Origin of the sequence: Specibacter sp. NPDC078692 (assembly GCF_040686835.1) — a bacterium.
In the GTDB taxonomy this organism is placed as follows: domain Bacteria; phylum Actinomycetota; class Actinomycetes; order Actinomycetales; family Micrococcaceae; genus Specibacter.
Window position 1 is genome coordinate 38,465 of record NZ_JBFBLV010000025.1, and the last position, 21,934, is coordinate 60,398.

Here is a 21,934-nt window from a genome sequence, read left to right on the forward strand (position 1 = left end):
GGTTACGGGCGCTTGCCCCGACGGCGGCAGGTGAAGATCAAACCCTGAAAGTACGGCTCCAAAAACAAAAACCCCGGCCGACTCCGTGAAGAGTCGGTCGGGGTTTTTTGAGGGAGGGTGTGGGGATTAGCCGAAGTACTTCGGCAGGGTTCCCTCGTGTGCTTCGCGAAGTTCATCCAGTTCAGCGGCGAACAGGCCCTGGATGTCCAGGGCATCGCCGGCTGCGTCAACAACACCAATGCGGGCCACCGGGAAACGGCGGGCAGTGCACATGTCGTTGAAGCGGACCTCTTCGCTACGGGGCACGGCCACGATGGCGCGTCCCTGTGTCTCGGAGAACAGCATGGTGAAGGTGTCGACACCGTCACGGGCCGCAACTTCATCCAGCGCCACGCGGGCACCGGTGTTGAAGCGCAACGCAGACTCAACGAGGGCTGCTGCGAGGCCGCCTTCGGAGAGGTCGTGCGCGGAGTCGATCATGCCGTCGCGTGAGGCATTGATCAGGATTTCGCCCAATTCGCGCTCGCGCTCCAGATCAACCTTCGGCGGCAGTCCGCCGAGGTGGCCGCGCATGTTGGCCCACTCGGAACCGTCAAGGTCATCCGCGGTGGTTCCCAACAGGTAGATGGCCTGGCCATCCTCCTGCCAGCCCGACGGCGTGCGGCGCGCAACGTCGTCGAACTTGCCCAAAACGGCCACAACAGGGGTGGGGTGGATCGGCGTGGTGCCGGTCTGGTTGTACAGCGAGACGTTGCCGCCGGTGACCGGGATGCCCAACACCATGCAGGCGTCGGAGAGGCCGCGGATGGCTTCGGCCAGCTGCCACATGACATCAGAATCCTCGGGGGAGCCGAAGTTCAGGCAGTCCGAGACGGCCATCGGAATGGCGCCGGAGGTGGCGACGTTGCGGTAGGCCTCGGCCAGGGCGAGCTGCGCGCCGTGGTACGGGTCCAGGAAGGTGTAGCGGCCGTTGGCATCGGTGGCCACGGCGAAGCCGAGACCGGTTTCCTCGTCAACGCGGATCACGCCGGCGTCGTCGGGGAAGGCTTGGGCGGTGTTGCCGCCAACATAGCGGTCGTACTGGTTGGTGATCCAGTCCTTCGAGCACATGTTGGGGGAGGCCACGAGTTCCAGCACGGCGGCCTTGAGCTCATCGGCGGTGGCCGGACGGTTCGCATCGGCGGTTGAGCCGTTGAACTTGTCGGCCTGCAGCGCATCCTGCCACTCGGGGCGGGCGTACGGGCGGTCATAAACCGGGCCGTCGTGCGCAACGGTGCGGGGATCGACGTCGACAATTACCTCGCCGTCCCACTTGATGATCAAGCGGCCCGTCCCTGTCACTTCACCCAGCCAGGAGTACTCCACGGCCCACTTGTCCATGACGGCTTCAAACGCGGCGACGTTTTCCGGCGTCACAACAGCCATCATGCGTTCCTGGGACTCGGACATCAGGATTTCCCCAGGTGTCAGGGTGGGATCGCGCAGCAGGACGGAGGTCAGCTCAACTTCCATGCCGCCGTCGCCGTTGGAGGCCAGTTCGCTGGTGGCGCAGGAGATGCCTGCGGCGCCAAGGTCCTGGATGCCCTCAACCAAGGAACCCTTGAAGAGTTCCAGGCAGCACTCGATCAGCACCTTCTCGGCGAAGGGGTCACCCACCTGGACGGCGGGGCGCTTTGACGGCTTGGTGTTGTCGAAGGACTCCGAGGACAGGATGGAGGCCCCGCCAATACCGTCGCCGCCGGTGCGGGCACCGAACAACACAACCTTGTTGCCCTGGCCGGAGGCGTTGGCCAGGCGGATGTCCTCGTGGCGCATGACGCCAACAGCGAGTGCGTTGACCAGCGGGTTGCCCTGGTAAACGGAATCGAAGACCATTTCGCCGCCGATGTTCGGCAGGCCCAGCGAGTTGCCGTAGCCGCCGATACCGGCCACGGCACCGTGCATGATGCGGGCGGTGTCGGGGTGGTCGATCGCGCCGAAACGCAACGGATCCATAACGGCAACCGGACGGGCGCCCATGGAGATGATGTCGCGGACAATGCCGCCGATGCCGGTTGCGGCACCCTGGTACGGCTCAACCATGGTGGGTGAGTTGTGGGACTCGATCTTGAACGTCACGGCCCAGCCGTCGCCGAGGTTGGTGACACCGGCGTTCTCGCCGATGCCCACCAGCATGTCCTTCTTCATCTCATCCGTGACCTTGTCACCAAACTGGCGCAGGTGGTTCTTGGAGGACTTGTACGAGCAGTGCTCGCTCCACATCACCGAGTACATGGCGAGTTCAGCGGCGGTGGGGCGTCGCCCCAAAACCTTCACGACGTCGTCGAACTCGTTTTGCTTCAGGCCAAGTTCGGCCCAAGGCAGCTCAACCTCGGGGGTTGCGGCGGCGTTCTCAACCGTGTCGATGTTGAATTTCTTCGCGGGCTCTGTTGAAATCTCGCTCATTTATTTGTCTCCCAGAAGAGTGTTCAAAACTGAGGTGAAGAAGCCCAGTCCGTCGGTGCCCGTGTGGCCGGGGCCGTAGCCGTGCTCAACGGCGTGCTCGGGGTGCGGCATGAGGCCCACCACGTTGCCCGCGGCGTTGGAGATGCCGGCAATGTCGCGGCGCGAGCCGTTCGGGTTGCCACCCATGTAGCGGAACACGACGCGGCCCTCAGCCTCAAGAGCGTCAAGGGTCTTTTCGTCCGCGATGTACTGGCCGTCCTGGTTCTTCAACGGCACCGTGATGTCCTGGCCCTGCGTGTACGCGTTGGTCCAGGCGGTGTTGTTGTTCTCCACGCGCAGCACCGTATCGCGGCACAAGAACTTCAGGTGATCATTCTTGATCATGGAACCGGGCAAAAGGTGCGATTCGGTCAGGATCTGGAAACCGTTGCAAATACCCAGAACGGGCAGCTTGGCACTCGAGTTAGCGGCGTCGATGATCTGTGACATCAGCGGCGCGAAGCGTGAAATGGCGCCCGCACGCAGGTAGTCGCCGTAGGAGAATCCACCGGGGATGATGACGGCGTCAACGTCGGCCAGGACGGTGTCGCCATGCCAAAGGTCGACGGCGGTCGCACCTGAGAGACGGACGGCGCGGCTTGCGTCGCGGTCATCGAGGGTGCCCGGGAAGGTCACCACGCCGATGCGGGCGCCGGCCAGACGCGAATCAACGGGAGCCAGGACGGCTCCGCCAATCAAGGGGGTTTCACTCATGGCTAGTCCGCCACAACTTCAACGTTGACAACGTCTTCGATGACCGGGTTGGAGAGCATTGTTTCGGCGGCTTCGCGTGCCTGGGCCAGGATCTCCTCGGTCACCTCGCCGTCCACGCTCAATTCAAAGCGCTTGCCCTGACGGACAGCGGAGAATGCGGTGAAGCCCAGGCGGGGGAGTGCGCCAACAATGGCCTTCCCCTGCGGGTCCAGAATTTCGGGCTTGAGCATGACGTCGACAACGATCCGAGGCATCGAAGGAACTCCTGGTGTTTAAGAGAGGGTGCCGCGGAGGTGCCGTCTTACGCCAACTTATCTGGCCACACAATGGTGGCCTGAAATGTAATAAGGAAAGCGCTCCGCGAGCTTGCCATTCCATTCTACGCAGTGATTGCAAACTCTGGAATTTGCGTGGCGCGGGTCTCATTGTTCGAAATCGGGGAAGAAACATTTGAGGCATCACTCCGCTTGTGATCTAAAGCACGGTAGCGTGACGAGGGTCATCCTATGTCCGACCTTCAGGTGTGGTCGGTGGATGCATGGAGTGCTTGTACGTCTTTGATGGCCATTCATGGCCACCTGAAAGGAAGCAATGATGTTCACCGATAGAGCGCGCCGCCTCAACCGCGGGCGAGTTGCCATTACGGCCGGAGCCTTGGCTGCCGGTCTGCTGACCACAATGATGGGGCCGGCCTTTGCGCAGGAGCAGGCTCCTGCCGCCGCAGAGACGAGTGTCACCGAAGCGCCGTCCTTCGTAAACCAGCCCCTGGCTGTGCGCGGCGACAACGCGATTAGCTCCACACTGGCCCCAAGCTACCGCATCCCGGCCTTGGTTGACCTCGGTGGCGGAGTCATCTTGGCCTCCTATGATGGCCGCCCCAACGGTGGGGATTCGCCTGCACCGAACTCGATCGTCCAGCGTCGCAGCGTCGATGGCGGCAAAACGTGGGGCGCCCCCACTTTTGTTGCTCGCGGCCAAATTGGCTCCTCCACGCAGCTGCTGTATGGCTTCAGCGATCCTAGCTATGTTTATGATGCAGAGTCGGACACGGTCTTTAATTTCCACGTCTACTCCAAGAATCAAGGTTTCTGGGGCAGCATTCTGGGCACCGATGACTCCGTACGAAACGTCACCGGGACCGAGGTCTCCGTCTCTACCGACCGCGGCCTGACCTGGTCCACGGACCCGAGTAACATCCCCACACTTCCTGTGCCCCAGAACTACGCCGCTGACAGTAAGTACGCGGCCTTCGACGGCCCCTTGGTCACAGACGTGGTCAAGCCCGTTGGCCAGACGGTCAACGGCGTCAATAACGTTGGCGGCGTCGTTGGCATGTTCGCCTCCTCCGGCGAGGGTATTCAGCTCAAATATGGCGCGCACAAGGGTCGTTTGGTTCAGCAGTTCGCCGGACGAGTCCTCAACGCTTCCGGCGCCGAGGTCATTCAGGCGTACAGCGTCTACTCCGACGACCATGGCAAGACCTGGACCAAGGGTGGCTACGTCGGCGAGCGGATGGATGAAAACAAGGTCGTGGAACTCTCCAGTGGCGATCTCATGCTGAACTCGCGCGACAACGCCGGCGGCAAGGGCCGCAAGGTCGCGATCTCCAAGGATGGTGGCCAGACGTGGGGCCCAGTCCGCTACGACGCAACGCTGTTGGACCCCACCAACAACGCCTCGATTACCCGCATGTACCCGGACGCAGCTCAGGGTTCCACCGCGGCCAAGATCTTGTTGTTCTCCAACGCCAACAGCACCACGGCGCGTGAAAACGGCTCCATCCGCTACTCCTGTGACGACGGCACCACGTGGAGTGCCGGCAAGCAGTTCAAGAGCAGCTACATGTCTTACTCAACCGCCACTGCGCTCAGCGACGGCAACTTTGCTGTGCTCTATGAGAGCGACGGCAACGATATTCACTTCGCCAAGTTCAACGCTGCATGGTTGGGCGTGTTCTGTGGTGCGAGCGTCACGGCCGAACCGCTCACAGGCGCCAATGGTGCAACCGTCAACGCCGAGCTCACCGTGACCAACGACAGTGGCTCGGCCTTGACGAACGCCGTTGCAACGTTCACGCCGAAGGCTGGCTGGGAATTTGGCAGTGCCCAAATCCCCGCGATCGCCGACGGTGAGTCCAAGACGATCTCCGTTCCGGTGACTATCCCCGCGTTCTTGCGTGCCGGAACCACCAACCTGACGGCGACCGTCAGTGTGAACAACACCGCCATCCAGGCCATCGTGCCCACAACCATCACAGGCGGGGCAACGGCGAACATCGTTGGCCTGCAAATCTCGGGAGCAACCAATGACACCAAGCGGGATCTGGCCACGAAGCCTTACACCGTTGGCGAAGCCGTTCCGTATCAGTTCCGCGTTGACAGCCTCAGCAACGTCACAGCGGCTGCCGTTCCCACCTCCGGCAACTTCAAGCCTTTCGTCCCGGAGGATGGGGCGGGTAACTGCCGCTACCGGGAACTCCTCGTTGGCGGCGGCTACAACTGCACAACTCCCAAGCACATCGTCACCGCTGACGAGCTTGCCCAGGGCTTCTTTGTCCCCACCAGCACCTGGACGGTTTCGGCCACCGGTGCCACGACCGTGAACTACACGATCGAGGGCGCTGAAGTAGACCTCGTAGCGCGTCAGCCGAAGCTCTCGGCGACCGCCGAAATCCTCTGGAACGACGTTGACGGCAATGCTCTTGCTGGTGCCGGCGATACCGTGACGACCACGGTCACGGCAGCCAACTCCGGCAATGTGACCCTGACGGGTGTTGCAGGCGTGGGCGGCGACCCCGCCACGCTGGCTGTTGGAGAAAGCGTTTCGTTCACCCAGACGCGTGAATTGACGACGGCGGAACTCACTGCAGGTGCAGTTGCGGAACATTCCGTTACGGTCGCCGCGGCAAACGGAGCGAAGGATGCCTCTGCTGTTGTATCCCTTGCCGCCGTGACCCTGCCGGTCGCCCCCGCGGTGCCCGCAGAGCCCACATTTGAACCGTCGGTAGAGCGTGCAAACCTTAAGGGCCAGGCCCCTGTGGATCTGGGCCTGAAGGATGGCAAGTACAGCGTCGGGGAGCGCGTGTCGATGAAGGGTCTGCCGGCGAACGAGTGGGTTTACGTTCACCTGAACCAACATGGTGCCCGCATTGGCTGGTTCCTGGCGAACGCCGACGGAACCCTGACCTTTACGGTTCCGGAAGGCACCAAGAACGGCAAGGACGCTCTGGTCGTCTCCGATAAGAACGGCGATTTCCTGTCCTTCGGTACCTTTCACGTGACGCCTGCTCACTAAGCGCAGCTAGTCCTCACGTAGAAGAAAATGCTGGGCGGTTCCGCGTAATAGCGGAGCCGCCCAGCGTCACTTAATCACCGGCGCACAGGGGGAAATCGATATCATTGCACCATGACTTCAGTTGCTGCTCAGTGGTCCGGAATGTTCTCGATACACGAGAGCGAGGACGGCGCTCAAAGCTTCCAGCGGCTCGATCCCACCGGCTATGTGCCACCCTTTACGGATGGCTTGGCCAATCGCGCGGCCATGACTGCCGGCATTCGCGCGGCCTGGCGCAGCAACGGCGGAACGCTCACGCTTGAGGGCCACGGCGGCGAGGATTGCGAACCCTACGATGTGCTGATAAACGGGGAACTCGCCCATCGCCTGCCCGCCATCGGCGCGCACCGCCATGTGGTTGAGCTGACAGGACTCGCTCCCGATTCCCTGGTTCAGCTGTGGTTGCCGCACTTTGGTGACCTCACTATTAACCAAGCAACGCTCGACGGCGAATCCGTCACCACCGCGGGTGAAGATGGTCCGCGGTGGATCACTTATGGCAGCTCCATCACGCACTGCCAACAGGCCGACGGTCCCACCCAAACCTGGCCCTCCTTGGTGGCACGCGAAAATGGCTGGCGCCTGACAAACCTGGGCTTGGCGGGGGAGTGCCAGCTTGACCCCATGGCCGCCGATACGATTGCCCAGACTCCCGCCGATCTCATCTCCCTCTGCGTTGGCATCAACAGCTACAACGCCTCGGTCTTTAACGAGCGCAGCTACGGCCCGGCACTATCGGGATTCATCAACACGGTCCGGCGCGCGCACCCCACAGTGCCCCTGGTGGTCATCACGCCCGTTCTGTCCCTGCCCCGAGAGGGCAAGGCCAATGCTGTGGGCTGGACACTCGCCGACTACCGCCAAGCCACGGCCCAGGTTGTTGCCGTGATGCATGCGCAGGGGGATACGAATTTGCATGTCATTGACGGCGCCACGGTGCTCACGGCGCAGGAGGCGGCGGAGCGTATGCCCGACACCCTGCACCCCGACACCGCCGGCTACGCGCTCATGGCAGAACGGCTGGCTCCCCAGCTCGCGGCGTTCCTTCCCTAAGCGCTAGGGGAGGGCGTCCACTGCCGCCCGCAGCCGTTCCCGCAGTACCGCCGATTCCGCGCTGAACGCCCGCTGTGCGGCCACATAATCCGCCTTGCCGGCAGGCGTCTCGATCTGGATGGGCGGGTAGCCCCACTGCGCCAGGTCGTACGGCGAGGCCTGCATGTCCATGGCCCGGATCCGCCACGACAGCTCAAAACAGTCCATGACGAGCTCACTCGGCAGCGCGGGGGACAGCTTGTACGCCCATTTGTAGAGGTCCATATTGGCGTGCAGACAACCGGGTTGCTCCAGATCGCGCTGGTTCTCCCGCGTGGGCCGCAACTCATTGAGCCCCAAGGCTTGGGGAGTATAAAAACGGTATGCATCGAAATGCGTGCAGCGGATCCTGTTGTCCTCCACGACCTGATCCGTGCCACTCGAGCCTAGCCGCAGCTCGAGGTATTCATGGCGCACCTCGTTGGCTTCCTGCTGGTACACCATTGCCCATTCATGCAGCCCGAAGCAGCCAAATTGTGCGGGCCTGGCTGCCGTTCGGCCCAGGATGATCCGCGCAAAATCCACAGCCTCCTTGCGCTGGAGTAGAAAGTCCTCCAGATCAAGTGCGACGCCGGAACGTGAATCAGGTGCCTCGCTCGCCGACAATTCGGCGGGAGTCGCCGCCCGGTAGAATTTCCAGCCCAAGCGCTCGGCTGCCGCGGCCCCGGTCAGAATCACGCCCGGTCCCGGGTGCCAACGGGACAGCTGACCAGGCTTTTGTGTGTAATACGTGAAGAGAAAGTCCTCCACGGGATGCTTTTGGCCGGCAGATCTGCGGGCCAAATATGGGGCGGCGTACCGCTCAACGCGGTTCCGGTGCGCAGTGGCGCGGCCTTGCCAAGCGTCCTCGGTGAGGGAGAGTAGGGCAGAGGTCATGCGCTCAATTATCCGCTATGCCCACAGAAGCCAGATCCGCAGACGGGGAGGTGACGGCGGATGGTGAGGTCCCGGCGTCGTCCACGTGCATGTCATCTGTGTGAGTGGCGGCATCGATCAAGATCATCATGCTGTGGTGCAGGGCCATGGCACCCTCGCGATCGAGGCCGAGCCTGGCCATCATGGTTCCAGGCACTTTCAACGCCTTTTCGCGCAGGGCGGCACCGGCAGCGGTGAGATCAATCGCCAAGGCGCGCTCATCGGCGCTGTCCTTGGTGCGCGTGAGGTAGCCCAGAGCCTCGAGGCGCTTGAGCAGCGGGGAGAGGGTGGCCGATTCCAACAGGAGGGCGCTGCCAATATCTTTGACGCGGCGCGGAGACTGTTCCCATAAGGCCAGCATCACCAAATATTGCGGATGGGTCAGCTGAAGATCGGCCAGGACAGGTTTATAGGCAGCAATGACGCTCCGTGCAGCGACGCTGAGGCCAAAGCACAATTGGCGCTCCAGCAGCAGATCGTTCTCAGCGGCAGTCATGAAGTTGCTTCCTTTGTTTCAGATACTTGGCGGGCAGGTAGCGCCAATTAGTTAGTGCACTAACTATCACTGTACTATGGATACTATTGTCATGATCACCCGGGTTTTCCGCCCTTGCCCACGAGGATTGCAGCCATGTCGAAGATGAATCCAGCCCAACGGTTGATGCGCTTTACCGGACGGCTGCGCTACATCCTGGGCCCAGCCAGCAGCAGCCCGCTGGATCACGAGATGACCCCGGAAAATAAGGCTCTTTTGACGAGCCAACAAGCGGCGAGCCAAGCTTTCGTCACCGTCACCAGGGCCGATGGCAGCACGTACCTGGTACCCAAGGACCCCAACGACCAGTCGCTTCGCTAGCGTATCTTCACAAAACATCCCGTGCCTTTGGCGGCCTTCCGGCGTAAACTGGGGAAGGTCACCCACACAAGGTTTTCCTGTGGAGAGGGGGTGTTGATGATGACGAGCGGTGAGAAGTTCGTAGATAAATTAATGCATGCAACCGAGAAGTTCCAGACCGTTTTCGGCCCTGCCGATCAGGGCGATATGGATTCTCCTGTGGTGCATCGCCATGATGACTTCGAAGACAGCAGCGATGAGCAACTGTCCCATTTTGAAGAGCGGACCGATTCAGACGGCCACCATTACGCAGTCCGCAAGGATGAAGAACCAGCCGGGGAACACTAGCCCCGCTACAAAAAAGCTGACCCGCAGAAATTCTGCGGGTCAGCTTTTTAGTGTGTACGCCCGTAGTTTTGGGCCCACGCTCACGAGGTTCCCAGGAAATCGCGTCAGCGATTTGCTGGGCCGGTGAGTGGGGATTAGCGGCCGGTGCCGCCGTACACGGTTGCTTCAACGTCAGTGTCCAGGCCAAAGGCCTGATGTACTGCGCGAACAGCAACGTCCAGCAGGTCCGCGCGGGTCACTACCGAAATGCGGATCTCGGAGGTGGAGATCAGATCGATGTTCACGCCGGCGTCGGACAGGGCCTTGAAGAAGCGGTAGGAAACGCCCGGGTTGGAGCGCATGCCGGCACCAATCAGGGAAAGCTTGCCGATCTGGTCATCGTAGATCAGGTCCTCGAAGCCAACGTCTTCCTGGCGGGCGCGCAGTGCGGCCAGCGCGTCCTCGCCCTCAACCATGGGCAGGGTGAAGGAGATGTCCGTCTTGCCAGAACCCTTGGTGGAGATGTTCTGCACGATCATGTCGATGTTGGTGTGTGCGCCGGCGATGATGCCGAAGATCATGGCGGCCTTGCCGGGGATGTCCGGCACGCCAACAACGGTGACTTTGCCTTCGGACCGGTCGTGGGCCACGCCGGAGATGATTGGCTGCTCCAAGGCAACTCCCTCTGAGATTTTGATTTTGTCGTTGGGGCTGGGAAGGACCCAGGTACCCTCATTGTCGCTAAAGGATGACCGCACGTGGATGGGCAGGCCAAAGCGGCGGGCGTACTCCACGCAGCGCAGGTGCAGAATCTTGGCACCCGAAGCTGCCATTTCCAGCATTTCTTCGCTGGAGATCTTGCTGATTTTCTGGGCGCTGGGGACCACGCGCGGATCCGCGGTGTAAACGCCGTCGACGTCGGTGTAGATTTCGCAGACATCCGCGTTCAGGGCCGCAGCCAGAGCAACGGCGGTGGTGTCGGAGCCGCCGCGGCCCATGGTGGTGATCTCGTGGGTGGTGCGGCTCATGCCCTGGAAACCGGCCACAATGGCCACCTTGCCCTTGTCCAGGGCGGTACGGACACGGTGCGGGTCCACATCAATGATGCGTGCCTTGCCATGAATACCGTCAGTGATCATGCCAGCCTGGCTGCCTGTGAAGGACTGGGCCACACCACCTTGGGCGCTGATGCCCATGGCCAGCAGCGCCATGGAAATTCGCTCACCGGCGGTCATGAGCATGTCCAGTTCGCGGGCCGGAGGATGCTCGGAGACCTGTGCGGCCAGATCTAGTAGCTCATCGGTGGTGTCGCCCATGGCAGAAACGACGACGACGACCTCATGGCCGGCTGCCTGGGTGCTGACAATCCTGCGGGCTACACGGAGAATGCCTGCGGCGTCGGATACGGAGGAACCGCCGTACTTTTGAACAATCAGGCTCATGGATGCACACTCATTGACTTACCTAACGCAACACTAGGAGAGAAAAAATATCGCTGCCGCTCACGCCGGGCCGCGACTCGCGCTGGGCCAGTGCGGCATCATCAGCGCGGAAGGCAGTTGACCAAGTTTAGCGCGGCAGGGTGCCAACGTGGAATTGAAGTGTCCACATGTTGGTCCATTACGGGCCGCACTATGGCCAAGTCGGGGTGAAGGCGCGGCCAGGGTGCGGTGAAGCTGCCATGAACGCGCGGAGGGTTTGCCGCGGACCACTTGCAATGTCCGGCTGCGGGATGATGACTCAGGTGCCCGGCGCACCCTATGCTGGGGCCACGATCTCAATTGGGGCCTATAGGGAGGTAACGATGACCGAGGACCAGCCACCACCGCCCGGAGGGCCATCCGCGCCTTCACCGATGCCGCACATTCCGGAGGGTTTCCGTGGGCTGTCCGCCACCGGGCTGTCCCGCAGCTTTGGTGCGGTGAACGCCGTCGTGGATATGACACTGCACGCTCCGGCCGGGCAGGTCACAGCCCTCATTGGTCCCAATGGGGCTGGCAAAACCACCTTGTTGCTCATGCTGGCGTCGTTGCTGGCCCCGGATGCCGGAAGCATCAGCATTATGGGGATCGACCCGGTCAGGGATCCGGCCGCGGCGCGGGCCAAGATCGGCTGGATGCCGGACACCCTGGGGGTGTGGGAGGCCCTGACGGCCCGGGAAATTCTCACCACGATGGCCAAGTTGTACCACCTGCCCAAGGCAAGGGTGCCGGGCCGGGTGGAGGCGCTGCTGGAGTTGGTCAACCTCTCCTCGCTGGCCGATCAAAAGGCGCGTGTACTCTCCAGGGGGCAGCAGCAGCGGCTGAGCCTGGCGCGTGCGCTGATCCACGATCCGGAAGTGCTGCTCCTGGACGAACCCGCGTCGGGGCTGGATCCGGGATCGCGCGTGGCATTGCGCAGAATCCTGCGGCGGCTGGCCGCCGAGGGCAGGGTGGTGGTGGTCTCCTCACACGTGCTGGCAGAACTCGATGAGATTGCCGACGGCGCGGTATTCGTCAACCAGGGCCGAACGGTGCTGGCTCAATCCGTGGAGCAGGCCTCCGGGCAGGGCCGGCGCTACGCCATCGCGGCGCTCGACCCGGCCGCCCTGGCCTCCGCACTGGCCGCCTTGGGCGTGCCTTTTACAGACGGGCCGGGCCGCCGGGCCTCCGTGAGCGTTGCTGTTGAGCGCGAGGACCAGGCGGTGGCGCTGCTGCGCGACCTGGTGACTGCCGGCGTGGATGTGTGTTCCTTTGCCCCGGCCGTCGGCGCCTTGGAAGAGACTTACATGAGCATGAAGGTGGAGCAGTCATGACAACTGTGCAGAATCCTCCGGCCCCGCAGGCTTCCGCCGGGGCGCCGGCGCCCGGCCCCGGCCGGATGGGCCGCTACACATCAGGTGTGGCGGCGGTGGTGGGCATGGAACTGCGCCAGCGCCTGCGATCGCGTGGCTGGTACATCATGCTGGGCATCTGGTTTGCGCTGATCTGGCTGGTGACGGCCTTGACCTGGATCAGCTGGAAGGCGCAGTCCGGCTACGCCTTTGACCCCGGGTTTGGCAGGGTGGGCCCGGGGCCGCTGATTTTCGAAGCGGTGTGTGCCTTTGTATTGCTGTTCGGGCTGCTGGTGGCTCCCGCCTTCTCGGCCAACGCGATCAGCGGCGACCGTTCCGCCGGAACCTTGGCCATCATGCAGGTGACGTTGCTGCGGCCCGGCCAGCTCCTGTGGGGGAAGTTCCTCGCTTCCTGGGTTGTCAGCCTGGCGTTCCTGGTGGTGAGCGTCCCGTTCCTGATTTTCGGCATCGCCCAAGGCGGTCTGGGTGCCGGCTACATTCTGGTTGCCCTGCTCATGCTGGCCCTCGAACTGGGCGTGGTGTGTGCCCTGGGCGTTGGCATTTCGGCGTTGGCCAACCGGCCGCTCTTTTCCATTGTGGTCACCTACCTGACCGTGGCAGCCCTGGTCTTTGGCACTCTGATTGCCTTTGGCCTGGGCGCTGCCGTCAGCAACGGCACGGTGCAGGCCAACCAGGTTTTCTATAAGGGCATGGAGATGTACTCGGACGAGGAGAACCCGGGGCAAGACACAGAAATTTATCCGCCGGTGCCGCTTCCTGATGACATCACGGACGAAAATGACGAATACGCCTGCTACGGACCGTTGCAGGAACAGCGGGCCACGTGGACGGAACGGGTCGCTTGGCTGCTGGCCATGAACCCGTTCGTGGTGGTGGCCGACGCCATTCCCTACCCGGCGCGGACAACTCAGGAGCAGCCCTACGGTTTGAACGGCGTGTTTGAGACCATCAGTCAGGGAGCCCGCTACGCGCAGGCGGGGCCGGATGCAACGTATCAGTGCGCGGGAGGCAAGGTCACGGCGTCGGAGTTCGAACAGCAGGTGCCACTCTGGCCGTTGGGATTGGGCCTGCAATTGCTGGTGGCAGCCGGCATCCTGGCCCTTGGCTGGCGCTCCCTGCGCACCCCGGCCGGCAAGCTGCCGAGGGGGACGCGCGTCGCCTGAACCTCTGCCTCGAAGGACGAAGGACGAAGGGCGACGGCGTCCGGCTGCGGCGTCCGGCTGCGGCCACCCATCGAAAAATGCGCCCGCCCCCCATTATTGCGCCCGGTAGACGGGGCGCAATAATGGGGGGCGGGCGCATTTATTGCACCAGGTCCGGAAATACGGCCGGACGGGGACCGGGCGGTGCGGACTACGCCACAGGAACCTGGGTCCGCGGCGCCTTCATCAGGACTACGTCCGCCGGGACCTGGCGGATGGCGCCCTTGTCGGCGCTCGTGGCCATGGCGGCGTAGGCCTTCAAAGCGGCGGAGACTTCCCTCTCGCGGCCCACAGGCTGGTAGCCGGTGGTCGATTCGAGCAGGTCACGGCGCGCATCGAGCTCAGCCTCGTCTACCAGCAGTTCCATGGAGCGGTTGGGGATGTCGATGCGGATGCGGTCCCCGTTCTTGACCAGGGCGATGGTGCCGCCGGCCGCAGCCTCGGGGGAGACGTGGCCAATCGACAGGCCCGAGGTGCCGCCGGAGAAGCGGCCATCGGTGATCAGTGCGCAGACCTTGCCCAGCTTCAAGCCCTTCAGGAAGGACGTGGGGTAGAGCATTTCCTGCATGCCGGGGCCGCCGCGGGGACCTTCGTAGCGGATGACAACCACGTCGCCGGCCTTGACCACCTTGGACAGGATCTTCTCAACGGCTTCGTCCTGAGATTCGCAGACCACGGCCGGGCCTTCGAACGTCCAGATGGATTCGTCCACGCCGGCCGTCTTGACCACGGCGCCGTCGATCGCGATGTTGCCGCGCAGCACGGCCAGGCCGCCGTCCTTGGAGAAGGCGTGCTCAACATCGCGCAGGCAGCCTTCAGCGGCGTCGGTGTCCAGTGAAGTCCACTCGGCTGACTGCGAGAACGCGGTGGAGGAACGCTGACCGCCCGGGGCTGCGGTCCAAAGTGCCTGGGCTTCATCGGTGGCCTTGCCGCCGCGAATGTCCCAGTCATCCAGCCAATCGGTGAGGCCCTCGGAGTGGACGGACTTCACGTTTGTGTGCAGCAGTCCGCCGCGGTTCAGCTCGCCCAACAGGGCGGGGATGCCGCCGGCGCGGTGCACATCCTCCATGTAGAAGGTCTTCTCGCCTGCAACGTTCGGGGCGACCTTGGCCAGGCACGGCACCTGGCGCGACTTCGCGTCAATGTCCTCGAGATCGTACTTCAGCCCGGCTTCCTGCGCTGCGGCGAGCAAGTGCAGGATCGTGTTGGTGGAGCCGCCCATGGCAATGTCCAGAGCCATGGCGTTATCGAACGCCTCGAAGCTGGCGATCGAGCGCGGCAGCACCGATTCGTCGTCGTCCTCGTAGTAGCGCTTGGCGATCTCGACGGCGGTGGCGCCAGCACGCTCGTACAGTTCCTTGCGGGCGGTGTGCGTGGCGAGCAGCGAACCGTTGCCCGGCAGTGACAGGCCGATGGCCTCGGTCAGGCAGTTCATCGAGTTGGCGGTGAACATGCCGGAGCAGGAGCCGCAGGTGGGGCACGCGTTGGCCTCGATGAGGTCAATGTCCGCGTCCGAGACCGAGTCGTCCACGGCGTCGGAGATGGCGTTCACCAGATCCAGGGAGCGGATGGAGCCGTCGGTCATGGTCACCCGGCCGGCTTCCATGGGCCCGCCGGAGACAAACACGGTGGGGATGTTCAGTCGCAGCGCTGCCATGAGCATGCCGGGGGTGATCTTGTCGCAGTTGGAGATGCAGACCAGCACGTCGGCGCAGTGCGCGTTCACCATGTACTCGACGGAGTCGGCGATCAAATCGCGCGAGGGCAGCGAGTAGAGCATGCCGCCGTGGCCCATGGCGATGCCGTCGTCCACGGCGATGGTGTTGAACTCACGGGCGATGGCGCCGGCCTTGTGGATCGCGTCGGAGACGATCCGGCCCACGGGGGCAAGGTGGGTGTGGCCGGGCACGAACTCGGTGAAGGAGTTGGCGACGGCGACGATCGGCTTGCCGATGTCGGCCTGGGCAACGCCGGAGGCCATCATGAGGGCGCGGGCGCCGGCCATGTTGCGGCCGTGGGTGACTGTGCGTGAACGTAATGTGGGCATAAACATAGTTAACCAGCAATCCTGGCGCTTAACCCGCATTCGGGGTGCTCTGCGCGGACGGCGCTAATACTAGTAGTGGCAGTGCTAGATTTGGTGAAATGAATGAAGAACGACGCCGTGAGCTGGGCCAGTTTCTCCGTGACCGCCGCGCTGGGCTACTTCGGGCGGAACACGGTTTGCCGCCTATTGGACGCAGCCGGATCATGGGACTGCGCCGCGAGGAGATTGCTGCCTTCGCCGCCGTCAGTGTCACCTGGTACACGTGGCTGGAACAGGGCCGGGACATCAACGCCTCGCGTCAGGTACTTGAATCCATTGGTCGGGTGATGCGGCTCAGCGCGGCCGAACAGTCGTATGTGCTGGCGTTGGGTGGACACGGAGCGGTTTCTCTGTCCGGGACGGCAGCCATTGAATCCGTCCCGGCGCACCTGCAAGCACTGCTCGATGCCGTGGATTTCCCAGCATTCGCAGTGTCGCCGGACTGGGGGATTGCGGGCTGGAATGCCGCCTACCAGGCCCTGTATTCGCGCATTGCCGAGGTGGCCCCGGCCGAAAGAAATCTGCTGTGGTTGGTCTTTACCGACCCTGCACTGCGGCAAATGTTGCCTGACTGGGACATCACCTCACGGAACTTTGTGGCGGAATTCCGCGCGGAGTCCGGTTCCCGGCTGGGCTCCGCGTCCCACACGGCGCTGGTTCAGAAGCTGCAAGCGGCCAGTGTGGAGTTCGCCAGCATCTGGGCTGAACACGTGGTGCTGAACTTTTCCTCACGGCAGCGTGTGTTTTTTCATCCGCACGTGGGGGAGCTGACGTTTGAGCAGCAACGGCTGGTGCCTGCCGACGTCCCGAATCTGCACTTCGTCATGTACGTGCCCACGACGGGGACGCCCACGCGCGAGCGTCTGGCGCAGCTCGCGGCCGCTGACCACGAAATCTGATCACGTCCCCTGCATCCTCGCGGGGCAGTAGAGGTTTTCGGGGGTCGGTAGGGCCGGTAGGGCCAGAACGCTTTACGTCAGCGCGTTGCGGCGGCCTTCGAAGGCGCGGCCCAGGGTAACCTCGTCGGCGTATTCCAAGTCGCCACCCACCGGTAGGCCTGACGCCAGGCGCGTCACGGCAATGCCCAGAGTTTTCAGCATGCGTGACAGGTACGTTGCGGTGGCTTCGCCTTCCAGGTTGGGGTCGGTGGCGATGATGATCTCTTGGATCTGAGCATCGTTGAGACGTGTGAGCAGTTCGCGGATACGCAACTGGTCGGGGCCAATCCCGGCGATCGGATTAATGGAGCCGCCCAGCACGTGATAGCGGCCGCGGAAGGCGCGGGTGCGCTCCACTGCCAGCACATCCTTGGACTCCTCGACCACGCAAATGATGGTGGGGTCACGGCGTTCATCGCGGCAGATATTGCACAGTTCCGCCTCCGTGACGTTGAAGCAGACCGTGCAGAACTTGACGCGTTCCTTGACAGTGGTGATGGCACTGACCAGACGCTTCATATCGTCCAGATCCGCTTCAAGGATGTGGAAGGCGAGCCGCTGAGCCGATTTCGGGCCGATCCCGGGCAGGCGCCCCAACTCGTCAATGAGCTCCTGAACTGCTCCCTCGTACACACTGCCTCTTGTCTATTGCTGGTTATTTCGAAATGGTGATGGGGCTCGCTCAATGTGAATTATTGAGCGGGCGTTCCTCGATGAGTACTCCGCCAAGAATACGCTCGACGGCGGCTTGTCCCACCACACCGGATTCCTCAATGGTGACATCGTCCGGGCTGGGGACGTCCTCCACGTACGGGGCGTTGGCCGCGGCCGCCGGTGTCTGGACGCGCGCTGCCTGAGCCGCCGGGCTGTTGGCCAGGCGCTGATACATGCTCAGCTTTTCCCCGCCGCCTGACACGTTCGACGCCGGATCCTCCTGGGCAGGAGCCGTCACCGAGGCATCGCCCGGGCTTTGGTGACCTGGCGCTTCCACGAGGTTGCTGGCCGGTGCCGGGGTGAATTCGGGGCTTGCCGCAGGTGTTGCGGGCTCGGCTACACGAGAGGTGGGGTGCGAGGCGATGGAACTGGTCGCGCCTGAATCAGCGGTGACTGGTCCTGCGATTCCGGAATCTACAGTTCCCGAATCTGCCGTGGCCGGCTGAGCCCAGTCGGGTGCGGCAGAAACGTCACCCCAACCGGGATCAGCCACATCGGATCGCCGGGTCTGACCCAACGAAACTCCCCAGTCCTGAGGGGCATCTGCCGTAGATGGCTGGGCGGCCTGCTGGGCAGCTTGCTGGGCGAGTAGCTCGCTGCGGCGAGGTGTTTCGGGTGCGGCCGGGGCAGCAACAGGCGCTTCCACAGCCGGGGAATCCCAGCCCGTAGTCCACGCAGCAATGGGTGAAATTTTAGGCGGAGAATACGCAGGGGCTGCTGCGGGAGCTACCGAACCGGTGGGCGGAGCAGCATCGTTGGACGGATATGAATCTTCCTGAGGATAAGAAGCGACCGACTCGTAGAGATCTGCCGGTGGAACGAAATCCGGGTACGGTTCATCCCACTGATCACTGGGTTCCGGCGGCCCATCCCAAGGAGCAGTTTCCTCGACGGCGGAGACGGTGCGTGCGGTGGTTGCCGCAGATGCAGTCGACGCAGGTGATGCAGGGGAGTTCGCAGCAGATGGTGAAGTGGCGTCCGCTTCCCGTCGCGCAGGCGTAGGTGCCGGAGCCTGCGCTGCCTTGGGTGTTGGCGCTGAAACCGACTCAACCGGCAATCCCCAAGAATCGTGGGCAACTGGGGCGGCTGGATGTCCTTGGCTAGGAGAGTCCGTTAGCTGCGGGGCGGCAGTGTTGCCAGGCCCTCCACGTTGTGGTGAAGGGTTACCAGTTCGAACTTTTGGGTTTGGTTCAGAGCTCGCCTTCGGGGCTTCGCCGTCGACGGGGAGGATCTGGACGTTCAGGCCAAGAACCTCGTTGATGGCCTGCTGTAGGTTCGCCAGGTGCCCGCCGTTACTGAAAGCGGCAATGAGGCCGGTGGAGGGAAGCCCCACACGCAGTTCTTGACCGTCAAAGGTTTGCGGCACCACATTCTGGTTGACGATGACCCACGAGGCCATGCGAATGTTTCGCAGTGCACCGATGATCTCCGGCCAAGCGCGGCGGATGACTTCAATGCCTGAGGAGCCAGCGCCTGAGGAGCCAGCACCCGAGGGGCCAGCGGCAGATTGGCTGGCAGCCGTCGCACCGGGAGTCGGCATCCCGGCAGGCGGAGTGCCACCGACATTTACGGCAGCTTCAGGAGGTGTTGACTGCGTTGGTGCGAGCTGGGACGGCTGGTGCTGTTCTGGCTGGAACTGGGAGGGGTGGGACGGCTGGTTCTGAGCCGGAGTTGCAACCGCCGGGTTGTCCTGTGGCTGGCTCATAAAGTCCACGTTGCCACTGGGGGTAGGCAGATCATCCCAAGTGCGGGCCGGACGTGCGGTCTGCTGCGGCTGCCCTGAGTCACTGGGGTGGGTCTGCTGACGAGGCTGTGGCGCGGCTGGCACCGAGGGTGCCGGCTGTGCCGGTGGCGTTGCGGCGGCCAGTTGTTCTGAAGGTTCTGTAGGTGCCGGCTGATCCGAAGATTCGGGGGCCTGAACTCCTGCAGGGCTGGTGCCTGAGGTCTGCCGGGCTGCCACTTCGGCACCAGCGGCTTCCTTGGCTCGAGCCAATTGTGCCCGGACAGCTGCCAGTCCACCGCCAGCACTTTCGGATGGGTCGCTGGCGGAGATGCCGGTAGCGGACTCGTATGAGGCCGGCGCGGAACTGGGGACGGGGAAATTTTGTGCGGGATTTCCCTGCTGAGGTGCAGCCGCGGGGAGCTCGGTTGAGGGGACCGCCACCGGTGTCTCTGAGTAGTTGAGTCGACGTTCTAGTTGGTCCAGTCGAGTCGCCATGCCGCGAGTGGAGGAGTCAGCCCCCGGCAACAGAAGCCGGGCGCCGAGCAATTCCAGATGCAGGCGTGGAGAGGTCGCACCTGTCATCTCGTTAAAGGCGGCGTTGGTCACGTCGGCAGCGCGGGAGAGTTCGGCGGCACCCAGCTGGGCGGCCTGGGTCTGCATGCGAGCGATCAGTTCTTCCGGGACGCCGCGCAGGATTGCGTGGGCACTTTCCGGCATGGCTTGGACGATGATCAGATCGCGGAAGCGCTCGAGCAGATCTTCCACGAAGCGGCGAGGATCATGGCCGGTCTGGATGACTCGGTCAATCGATTTGAAAACTGTGCCTGAGTCACTGGCCGCCAAGGATTCCACGACGTCGTCCAGAAGTGAAGAGTGGGTGTAGCCGAGCAGGTCCACGGCCAGATCATAATCCAGACCCGTGGCGTTCGCGCCGGCCATGAGCTGGTCAAGAACTGAGAGCGAATCACGCACGGAGCCGCCTCCGGCACGGACCACCAACGACAGTACGCCCGGGGCAACGGCCACGTTCTCTTGTTCACACAACTGTGCCAAATAAGCCATGAGTGGCTCCGGAGGCACTAGTCGGAAGGGGTAATGGTGTGTCCGGGAACGGATGGTGCCGATGACCTTGTCAGGTTCGGTGGTGGCAAAGATGAACTTGATGTGCTCCGGAGGCTCTTCAACGATTTTCAGCAAAGCGTTGAACCCAGCCGAGGTGACCATATGGGCCTCATCGATGATGAAGATTTTGTACTGGTCACGGATGGGGGCAAAGGTGGCACGTTCGCGAAGATCGCGGGCATCGTCAACACCACCGTGGCTGGCAGCATCAATCTCAATGACGTCCAAAGAACCGGCACCGCCGCGGGCCAGTTCAACGCAGCTATCGCACTCACCGCAGGGGTGCGAGGTGGGGCCCTTGGCGCAGTTCAGGCACCGGGCCAGGATGCGTGCCGAGGTGGTTTTACCGCAACCGCGGGGGCCAGAGAAGAGATAGGCGTGGTTGACGCGGTTCTTGTCCAGCGCAGCCATAAGGGGGGCTGTGACATGTTCTTGGCCGATTACGGTAGCGAATGAATCGGGACGGTACCGGCGATACAGGGCTGTTGGTGCGCTCACAGTTGAAACCCTATCTAATCCGCCTGACAAATTGCCGCACGATGCGCGCATAATTGGGGCATCTGGGGATAAATAAAGACCCCCCATGCACCCGCCAGAGCCCGCTTACCCTTGCTACCTTCCGGTCCTGGGGGAGTTCACAGGGTGACGCCACATGAGGGGCCGGGAATCAGCTTACCCGACAGCGGCGGTGCGTGCGAATCCGGCAGTAGTCATGCAGCACTCAAGCGGGCCATATCAATTTTGTGCCGGCGGTGGTACGTTCGCCACATAGGGGCGCAAAACCATTGCCGTGCAGGCCCCGCAACGTTTTCGCCCCGCGTTGCCCGGGCTGCCGAGGAGAAGTTAGCCATGTTGAGCTACGGATTCTTTGAATGGATTTTCTGGGTGCTAGCCATCGGGACAGGACTCATGGTGCTGATGCGCAGTGAAGTTTTCTCCACCAACACCTCACAGCGCACGCATCGCCACTCTGGCCAACAATTCTTCTTGATTGTCATGGCAGTGACCTTTGCTGCGTGCGGTTTCGTTACTGCGGCTTTGGCAATGCGCGCAGGCCACTGATCAACGCAGCCTCCTGGTCAGTACGGCGTGGCACTGCAGTTCGAGTGCCCCCGCAGCCACAGCGGTCATAGCGCAGGCGGGCATGCCCCGGGCTGTGAGTAACAACACGGCGGTGAGCCATGGTCGGGCTAGATGGTGGGCGTCAAGGGTGTATCTGGAACTTTAGTGGGCTCAATCTGCCCTCGAAGGTGCCCAAAATAGCCATCACGGCTGCCCTAGTTCGAGGGTGGGAGTCCTCGATTCGTGACTTGGGCACTTTGTCAGGTACTCTTGAACCTGCCGTGTTTTGCACAGCAAGCTGGAGGATTCGCCTAGCGGCCTATGGCGCACGCCTGGAACGCGTGTTGGGTTAACGCCCTCGGGGGTTCAAATCCCCCATCCTCCGCCAAGAAAGGTCCGGAATCATTGAGATTCCGGGCCTTTTCTCGTTAACTTCTGGTTAGCGGGTTAGTGGTTAGCGGGTTAGCGGCCAAAATGTGTGTACAGCCCGGGCGTGTCAGTGGCTTCTTCCGCCCCATCCTTGTTGAATTCCGTTGCCGTCTTGGTAGCTGAAG

Annotated in this window: 17 protein-coding genes, 1 tRNA gene and 1 other RNA gene; 9 read left to right on the forward strand and 10 right to left on the reverse strand. The window is 62.8% G+C overall.

Annotated elements, in window-relative coordinates:
- Positions 1-126: 126 nt before the first annotated feature.
- The 3 genes from purL to purS are packed head-to-tail and all read right to left on the reverse strand — an operon-like array spanning position 127 to position 3,452.
- Positions 127-2,436 carry a phosphoribosylformylglycinamidine synthase subunit PurL gene (purL, locus tag AB0O97_RS15560; RefSeq protein WP_363842915.1) on the reverse strand — a complete coding sequence of 770 codons (2,310 nt, stop codon included), beginning with the start codon at positions 2,434-2,436 and terminating at the stop codon, positions 127-129.
- A 9-nt stretch (positions 2,437-2,445) separates the two neighbouring features.
- Positions 2,446-3,198, reverse strand: a complete 753-nt coding sequence (purQ, locus tag AB0O97_RS15565) for a phosphoribosylformylglycinamidine synthase subunit PurQ (RefSeq protein ID WP_363842627.1) — start codon at positions 3,196-3,198, stop codon at positions 2,446-2,448.
- Between the two features lie 2 nt (positions 3,199-3,200).
- The gene (gene purS / locus AB0O97_RS15570) at positions 3,201-3,452 is read right to left on the reverse strand and encodes a phosphoribosylformylglycinamidine synthase subunit PurS (RefSeq protein ID WP_363842630.1); all 252 of its coding nucleotides are present in this window, start codon (positions 3,450-3,452) and stop codon (positions 3,201-3,203) included.
- Positions 3,453-3,789: 337 nt separating this feature from the next.
- Here purS and AB0O97_RS15575 point away from each other — a divergent pair, with 337 nt between their 5' ends.
- Both AB0O97_RS15575 and AB0O97_RS15580 read left to right on the forward strand, forming a co-directional pair.
- Positions 3,790-6,492, forward strand: a complete 2,703-nt coding sequence (locus AB0O97_RS15575; protein ID WP_363883863.1) for an exo-alpha-sialidase — start codon at positions 3,790-3,792, stop codon at positions 6,490-6,492.
- Positions 6,493-6,603: 111 nt separating this feature from the next.
- On the forward strand, positions 6,604-7,584 hold the full coding sequence (locus AB0O97_RS15580; RefSeq protein WP_363883864.1) for a GDSL-type esterase/lipase family protein: 981 nt from the start codon (positions 6,604-6,606) through the stop codon (positions 7,582-7,584).
- A 3-nt stretch (positions 7,585-7,587) separates the two neighbouring features.
- On the opposite strand, the gene AB0O97_RS15585 is transcribed toward AB0O97_RS15580, so the two are convergent.
- Both AB0O97_RS15585 and AB0O97_RS15590 read right to left on the reverse strand, forming a co-directional pair.
- Complete coding sequence (locus AB0O97_RS15585) at positions 7,588-8,499, reverse strand: 3-methyladenine DNA glycosylase (protein WP_363883866.1); 912 nt, start codon at positions 8,497-8,499, stop codon at positions 7,588-7,590.
- 4 nt (positions 8,500-8,503) lie between these two features.
- Positions 8,504-9,034, reverse strand: a complete 531-nt coding sequence (locus tag AB0O97_RS15590) for a MarR family transcriptional regulator (protein ID WP_363883868.1) — start codon at positions 9,032-9,034, stop codon at positions 8,504-8,506.
- Positions 9,035-9,169: 135 nt separating this feature from the next.
- Here AB0O97_RS15590 and AB0O97_RS15595 point away from each other — a divergent pair, with 135 nt between their 5' ends.
- Complete coding sequence (locus AB0O97_RS15595; RefSeq protein ID WP_363883870.1) at positions 9,170-9,394, forward strand: hypothetical protein; 225 nt, start codon at positions 9,170-9,172, stop codon at positions 9,392-9,394.
- A gap of 21 nt (positions 9,395-9,415) precedes the next feature.
- Entirely contained in the window at positions 9,416-9,721 is a 306-nt protein-coding gene (locus AB0O97_RS15600) for a hypothetical protein (protein ID WP_363883872.1), read from the forward strand.
- A gap of 134 nt (positions 9,722-9,855) precedes the next feature.
- Here AB0O97_RS15600 and AB0O97_RS15605 read toward each other — a convergent pair whose 3' ends face one another.
- The gene (locus tag AB0O97_RS15605) at positions 9,856-11,142 is read right to left on the reverse strand and encodes an aspartate kinase (RefSeq protein WP_363883873.1); all 1,287 of its coding nucleotides are present in this window, start codon (positions 11,140-11,142) and stop codon (positions 9,856-9,858) included.
- Between the two features lie 362 nt (positions 11,143-11,504).
- Here AB0O97_RS15605 and AB0O97_RS15610 point away from each other — a divergent pair, with 362 nt between their 5' ends.
- Both AB0O97_RS15610 and AB0O97_RS15615 read left to right on the forward strand, forming a co-directional pair.
- Positions 11,505-12,494 (forward strand): ABC transporter ATP-binding protein, encoded by a 990-nt coding sequence (locus AB0O97_RS15610; protein WP_363883875.1) that lies wholly within the window; start codon positions 11,505-11,507, stop codon positions 12,492-12,494.
- Positions 12,491-13,696, forward strand: a complete 1,206-nt coding sequence (locus AB0O97_RS15615) for an ABC transporter permease (RefSeq protein WP_363883877.1) — start codon at positions 12,491-12,493, stop codon at positions 13,694-13,696. Before AB0O97_RS15610 ends, AB0O97_RS15615 begins: the two co-directional genes overlap by 4 nt.
- A 190-nt stretch (positions 13,697-13,886) precedes the next feature.
- On the opposite strand, the gene ilvD is transcribed toward AB0O97_RS15615, so the two are convergent.
- A complete protein-coding gene (ilvD, locus tag AB0O97_RS15620; protein ID WP_363842654.1) occupies positions 13,887-15,782 on the reverse strand; it encodes a dihydroxy-acid dehydratase in 1,896 nt (631 codons plus the stop codon).
- A gap of 98 nt (positions 15,783-15,880) precedes the next feature.
- Between ilvD and AB0O97_RS15625 the strand changes: the two genes are divergently transcribed.
- The gene (locus AB0O97_RS15625; RefSeq protein ID WP_363842656.1) at positions 15,881-16,720 is read left to right on the forward strand and encodes a helix-turn-helix transcriptional regulator; all 840 of its coding nucleotides are present in this window, start codon (positions 15,881-15,883) and stop codon (positions 16,718-16,720) included.
- A 72-nt stretch (positions 16,721-16,792) separates the two neighbouring features.
- Here AB0O97_RS15625 and recR read toward each other — a convergent pair whose 3' ends face one another.
- The 3 genes from recR to ffs form a co-directional block, all read right to left on the reverse strand.
- Positions 16,793-17,392: a recombination mediator RecR gene (gene recR / locus AB0O97_RS15630; protein ID WP_253597688.1), complete on the reverse strand. Its 600-nt coding sequence runs from the start codon at positions 17,390-17,392 to the stop codon at positions 16,793-16,795.
- A 49-nt stretch (positions 17,393-17,441) separates the two neighbouring features.
- Positions 17,442-20,816 carry a DNA polymerase III subunit gamma and tau gene (locus AB0O97_RS15635; RefSeq protein ID WP_363883879.1) on the reverse strand — a complete coding sequence of 1,125 codons (3,375 nt, stop codon included), beginning with the start codon at positions 20,814-20,816 and terminating at the stop codon, positions 17,442-17,444.
- A 71-nt stretch (positions 20,817-20,887) separates the two neighbouring features.
- Positions 20,888-20,983, reverse strand: an RNA gene (ffs, locus tag AB0O97_RS15640) — signal recognition particle sRNA small type.
- A 184-nt stretch (positions 20,984-21,167) separates the two neighbouring features.
- Here ffs and AB0O97_RS15645 point away from each other — a divergent pair.
- Together AB0O97_RS15645 and AB0O97_RS15650 are read left to right on the forward strand one after the other, a co-directional pair.
- Positions 21,168-21,380: a hypothetical protein gene (locus tag AB0O97_RS15645; RefSeq protein WP_363883880.1), complete on the forward strand. Its 213-nt coding sequence runs from the start codon at positions 21,168-21,170 to the stop codon at positions 21,378-21,380.
- A gap of 300 nt (positions 21,381-21,680) precedes the next feature.
- Positions 21,681-21,768: transfer RNA gene (locus AB0O97_RS15650), tRNA-Ser, on the forward strand.
- The last annotated feature ends 166 nt before the right edge of the window (positions 21,769-21,934 follow it).